Below are 782 nucleotides of genomic sequence, written 5' to 3'. Positions count from 1 at the left end.
CACTGAATCTACAGTGTGAATCCCATTTTTATTTTACTTAACAGCTTGCTTTTTGATACGTTTTGTGCAATAAAGAGATGTTCTTTTATATTTCGGTTATTTCTTTTAATCGTTTATTTAGATCGCTAGCTGTTTTGATAATAAAAGCCGTGTCTTAAAGGACGCGGCTTTTTTTTATTCTATCTTTTAGACGCCACAGCCGCTTTAATCAATTCCTCTACAGTCTTTATCTATCTACAAAAGGATATTAAACCTGTAGAAATCTCTTTTCTTCCTGTAACCCATGCCCCCAAAATAAGTTGCGTATCTCCAAAAACACGCGCCCTGCCACCAATAATTGCCTTTCCATAAGCACGTACATTACCGTAAACCTTCGCAAACCCATTAACACACGCCTCATCACAAATTATTGCATTTTCAAAAACCTTCGCATGCCCCCAAACCATAGCAGCATTATAAACCTTGGCATCATCACCAACCCAGCAATTGCCATCATGTGATAAGTTGTATTCACTTTCAATAAAGCCCCCTAAATCTCCTTTTTTAACACTTCCAAAACTTCTTAAAGCTTTAATGCGATAAAGTGTTCTAACTCTACCATAGAGATGGTCTTTAACTTCTGTAGTTTCATTAGTAAGTTCATATTTTTTGGATACAGTTTTAGTGGTCATAGGTAGCTCCCTAATCTAATATTCAAACAAATTTTTAAATGAAATGGTTATAAGGAGGCGCCCCCGCACCGCCCTATTGTTTAATTAAGCAGCTTCTTTTTCACATTCTAA

1 protein-coding gene is annotated in these 782 nt (G+C 36.2%); it reads right to left on the bottom strand.

What is annotated here, in order from left to right; genetic code table 11:
* Nucleotides 1–230: 230 nt before the first annotated feature.
* Nucleotides 231–671: a hypothetical protein gene (locus ACFING_RS09965; protein WP_375612653.1), complete on the bottom strand. Its 441-nt coding sequence runs from the start codon at nucleotides 669–671 to the stop codon at nucleotides 231–233.
* Nucleotides 672–782: the final 111 nt, after the last annotated feature.

The sequence above is a fragment of the Bartonella sp. AP150HLJHH genome (assembly GCF_042196385.1).
GTDB lineage: Bacteria > Pseudomonadota > Alphaproteobacteria > Rhizobiales > Rhizobiaceae > Bartonella.
The sequence above is the reverse complement of the archived record's forward strand: the minus strand, read 5'-3'. Positions and strand labels throughout refer to the sequence as shown.

Coding starts and splice junctions, on each gene's coding strand:
- ACFING_RS09965 (WP_375612653.1), bottom strand. CDS start 671: ATGACCACTAAAACTGTATCCAAAAAATATGAACTTACTAATGAAACT.